This is a genomic window from Lutibacter sp. (genome assembly GCF_040883305.1).
GTDB lineage: Bacteria > Bacteroidota > Bacteroidia > Flavobacteriales > Flavobacteriaceae > Lutibacter.
In genome coordinates this window covers 1-4,473 of record NZ_JBFLKT010000253.1, presented here as the reverse complement: position 1 = coordinate 4,473, position 4,473 = coordinate 1, and the positions used below count along the sequence as shown (strand labels likewise).

Below are 4,473 nucleotides of genomic sequence, written 5' to 3'. Positions count from 1 at the left end.
ATAAATTGTTGTGTAGTTTGTTGAATTAAATCTTCAGTAATATGCTCAATTGGAAAGGTTTGGTTTATTTCAGTCTCTAAATCGAAACTTGGAGTTGTTGCACCTAAAGTAATTTCTCCAGTATATTCTTTAATTTGTCCTTGATATTCTTGAATTTTTTTGGTGAATTTACCAGTGCAAATTATTAATAAACCTGTAGCCAACGGATCTAAAGTACCCGCGTGCCCGACTTTTATATTTTTAATTTTAAAACGTTGTTTAATTTCCCAGCGTAATTTATTTACCACCTGAAAAGAAGTCCATTTTAAAGGTTTATCAATCAATAAAACTTGTCCGTTTTTATAGTCTTCTAAAGTCATTAATCATTTAATAAAGTTATTGCAATTGCAATTATTCCAACAATAAAACAATACAATGCAAAATATGAAAGTTTACTTTTTTTAACAATTGCGAGCATCCATTTACACGCAAATAAACCTGCAATAAATGATGCAATAAAACCAACGCTTAAAACACCAATTTGGTTACTTTGAAAATTTATAGAACCCGACAAAACATCTTTTGCTATTTTTCCAAAAATTAGGGGCACTACCATTAAAAATGAAAAACGTGCAGCTTTTGTTCTATCAATTCCTAATAAAACAGAAGAAGAAATTGTTGCACCAGATCTTGAAATTCCTGGTAAAATTGCCAATGCTTGCGAAATACCAACAACTAAAGCATTAAAAAAAGAAACATTTTTTGTGGTACTTTTGGCTTTATCGGCAAATAATAACAATAAAGAAGTTATAATAAGCATAAAGCCAACTAATAATATTTGTCCTCCAAAAAAAGCTTCAAATTGTTCTTCAAAAAAAAGACCTGCAACTACAGCAGGTATCATTGATAAAATTATTTTAAGAGAAAATTTCAACTCTTCATTCCATTTAAACTGAAATAATCCTTTAAAAATTTCTACAACTTCAACTCTAAAAACAACCAATGTACTTAACGCAGTTGCAAAATGTAATACTACGGTAAATGTAAGGCTTTCATTTGGTAAAGAGTTATCTCCAAAAAGTGCTTTTGCCAGCTCTAAATGTCCGCTAGAAGAAACGGGTAAAAATTCTGTTAATCCTTGAATAATACCAAGAATTATTGCCTCAATATAATTCATATTCTATTTTGAAGATTTCGCCATAATAGCGTAAATTTCAATTCCTAAACCAATAAGTACAAGTGTTGGAGCTATTCTAATTCTTCTAAAATTATATATTTCTTCATTAAAAACAGCAGGATCATCACTTCCGCCACCAGCCATTAAAATAAAGCCTAGACTTATAAATGCAATGCCAATTAGCATTAGTACATAATTCTTTCTACCGAACAAAAATTTGCTTTTATTTCCTTCTTTTTTCTTATTCATTTTTTTAGTAATAAAGTTCGTCTGTTCTTAAATTTAAAAATCTTTGTGTTGCAAAAAATGTACTTAACCAAGTTATTAAAACTCCCATGATAATAATAAATAAAAATAAAATTCCTAACTCTTTATAGTCGGAAAGTAACTCTATTTCTGGTACCATTTTATTAATGTAAATAATAAAACCAATTAGCGCTATATTAGAGACCAATGCGCCTATAATTCCAAGTTTAATACTTTTCCAAATAAAGGGTCTTCTAATAAACCCTTTTGTGGCACCAACCATTTGCATGGTTTTAATTGTAAACCTTTTAGAATAAATTGAAATACGAATAGAACTATTAATTAACACCACCGCAATTAGTGTAAATATGGCACTTAAGAGTAGCATCCAAAAACTAATGCGGTTAATGTTTTTTGTTAATAATTCAATTAAAGGCTTGTCGTACACTACTTCCGCAACAATACTTCTAATAAGTAATTGTTTTTCAATTTCATTCATTTTTTCTGGAGTAACAAAATCCGATTTTAATGTTACATCAATGGCATTCTTTAACGGATTGTCTCCTAAAAATTCTACAAAATCCTCGCCAATTTCTTCAGCATAGATTTCAGCAGCTTCTTTTTTTGATATATATAATACATCTTTAGCATATTCGGCTTTTTTTAATTCTGCTTTAAGAATCTCAACATCATTAGATTTGGCATTGTCATTTAAAAAAATTGTAATGGCTACTTTTTCTTTAAAATGAGTAGATATTGTGTTGGTTTTTAGCAAAATAACACCTAGAAAGCCAACTAAAAAAAGTACTAAAGCAATACTAATAATTACTGAAAGGTAGGAAGACCGCAATCTTCTTTTTTGATATTTATCGAAAGAATTATTCAAAAGTTATATGTATTATAGAGTTTGCAATATACAAATTTTGTTAATAGCTGTTAACCGAAATTTATGGGTTTCTTTTCAATCAAATTTAGTGGTTTTTAGTTACTAATTTTGAATTTAAGATTTCTTTTAAAAACGTACTGAAGTTGCTTTAAGTATATAAAATTAGCTTTTAAAGCTACTAATTATTTATTAATTTAAAACAATGCTTACTTAAAACTTATATTATGTACATTTAAATCTTATTTTTGCATTATGGAAACAAACAGACAAAAAAAAATAGCAGGAGTTTTACAAAAAGACTTGGCAGATGTGTTACAAAATGCAGCGCGCGATGGAATGAAAGGAGTTATTATTTCTGTTACTAAAGTGCAAGTTACATCAGATTTAGGGCAAGCAAAAGTTTTTATTAGCGTTTTCCCTCAAATAAAACGCGATATAATTTTAAAAGGTGTTCAAGAAAATACTGCTACAATTCGTTATGAAATGGCAAAACGTACACGTAACCAATTAAGACGAATGCCTGAGTTGTTATTTTATATTGATGATACGTTAGATTATATTGAAGATATTGACAATGCTTTAAAAGGTAAAAAAGAAAATCCAATTAAAAATCCTGATATTTTAGACAAACGTCAAAAACGATAACTTGAATTTTCCTTTATACATAGCCAAACGTTATTTATTTTCAAAGAGTAGTAATAACACCATAAATATTATTACCATAATTGCAACAATTGGAGTAATTATTGGCACATTGGCGTTATTTATTGTTTTGTCTGGATTTTCTGGGCTAAGAACTTTTAGTATTGGCTTTTTAAACACCGCAGATCCAGATATAAAAATTACTTCGGTGAAAGGAAAATCTTTTCTTTTTACTCCTGAAATTCAAGAAAATATCATCTCTCAAATCAACATTGCTTCTTTTACAAAAGTAATTGAGGAACGTGCTTTTTTTGAATTCAATAAAAAAACACATATTGCTTATATTAAAGGAGTTGACACCAATTATACAAAAGTTAATAGCATAGATTCTACCGTTTATGTTGGTACTTGGTTAGACCAAAAAATTCCGAATGGAGCAATTGTTGGAAATGGTATTTCTAATGTGTTATCTGTCGGCGTTTTCGATTTTCTGGAACCTTTAAAAATATATGTTCCAAAACCTGGAAAAGGCTACGCTACAAATCCAACAGATGCCTTTAGCCAAATTGAAACACAACCAATTGGTGTTTTTTCTTTAACTGAAGAGGTTGACAAAAAATACACGTTTATTTCTTTAGAATTAGCTCAGATTTTATTGAATTATAAACCTAAACAAGTCTCTGCTATTGAACTAAAAGTTGAAAATATCAAAGCCCGAGATGAAACTATTGTAGCATTAAAAAACAACTTAGGAAGCGAGTTTAATATTGAAACAAGAGAACAATTGAATGCGGTTTTTTACAAAATGTTGAATACCGAAAATTTAGCATCATATTTAATTTTTACGCTAATTTTAATTATCGCATTATTCAATGTTATTGGAGCAATTATAATGATGATTTTAGACAAAAAAGACAATTTAAAAACACTTTATAGTTTAGGTGCAACAATAAAAGATATTAAGAGAGTTTTTATATTACAAGGTTTTTTATTATCACTATTTGGTTTAATTATCGGACTTTCAATTGGTGTAATTTTAGTATTACTTCAAAAAAAATATGCGCTATTTATGATAACGCAACACCTCGCCTATCCCGTTGAACTTAAACTTTATAATGTAATTTCTGTAGTTTTTACAATATTAGTTTTAGGTTATTTAGCAGCTCTAATTGCGAGTAGTAGAATTTCCAAAAAATTAGTTGAATAATAATCCTTCCTTTTTTTTTAAATATAGAATTATTCCGTTAAATTTACTATGACCTTTAAAAGAGTTCCTGTAATAAAATCCTCATTTACAAAACTCGATACGTAAAACGTTTATTTTATTATAAATTATTACTATTGAAATATATTTATAATAGTAAATACTTATATTAAATTTGAATTAAACAAAAAAACTTAAATATAATGAGCAGTTCAAAAGATGATAAATGCCCCGTTGACCACGGTGAAAATAGTAAAAAGGAAGAAATAAATTCTGAAGGAAAATGTCCAGTAATGCATGGAGGAAATACTACTTCCGATAAATCTGTAATGGATTGGT

5 protein-coding genes and 1 pseudogene are annotated in these 4,473 nt (G+C 28.2%); 2 read left to right on the top strand and 4 right to left on the bottom strand.

The genetic code is table 11. The features are described from left to right. From AB1Z17_RS07970 to AB1Z17_RS07955, 4 genes and pseudogenes are all read right to left on the bottom strand, one after another. Nucleotides 1-359 (bottom strand): annotated as a pseudogene (locus tag AB1Z17_RS07970) (tRNA pseudouridine(55) synthase); the annotation flags it as partial. After that, entirely contained in the window at nucleotides 359-1,156 is a 798-nt protein-coding gene (locus AB1Z17_RS07965; RefSeq protein ID WP_368051270.1) for an undecaprenyl-diphosphate phosphatase, read from the bottom strand. The gene AB1Z17_RS07965 and the pseudogene AB1Z17_RS07970, both read right to left, overlap by 1 nt. Before the next feature lie 3 nt (nucleotides 1,157-1,159). Continuing rightward, entirely contained in the window at nucleotides 1,160-1,405 is a 246-nt protein-coding gene (locus AB1Z17_RS07960) for a DUF3098 domain-containing protein (protein WP_368051269.1), read from the bottom strand. A 4-nt stretch (nucleotides 1,406-1,409) separates the two neighbouring features. Next, nucleotides 1,410-2,288, bottom strand: a complete 879-nt coding sequence (locus AB1Z17_RS07955; protein ID WP_368051268.1) for a cell division protein FtsX — start codon at nucleotides 2,286-2,288, stop codon at nucleotides 1,410-1,412. Nucleotides 2,289-2,537: 249 nt separating this feature from the next. On the opposite strand from AB1Z17_RS07955, the gene rbfA reads away from it, so the two are divergent. Together rbfA and AB1Z17_RS07945 are read left to right on the top strand one after the other, a co-directional pair. Continuing rightward, entirely contained in the window at nucleotides 2,538-2,933 is a 396-nt protein-coding gene (gene rbfA, locus AB1Z17_RS07950) for a 30S ribosome-binding factor RbfA (RefSeq protein ID WP_368051271.1), read from the top strand. Between the two features lies 1 nt (nucleotide 2,934). Further along, nucleotides 2,935-4,137, top strand: coding sequence for an ABC transporter permease (locus AB1Z17_RS07945; RefSeq protein ID WP_368051267.1), 1,203 nt, complete (start codon nucleotides 2,935-2,937; stop codon nucleotides 4,135-4,137). The last annotated feature ends 336 nt before the right edge of the window (nucleotides 4,138-4,473 follow it).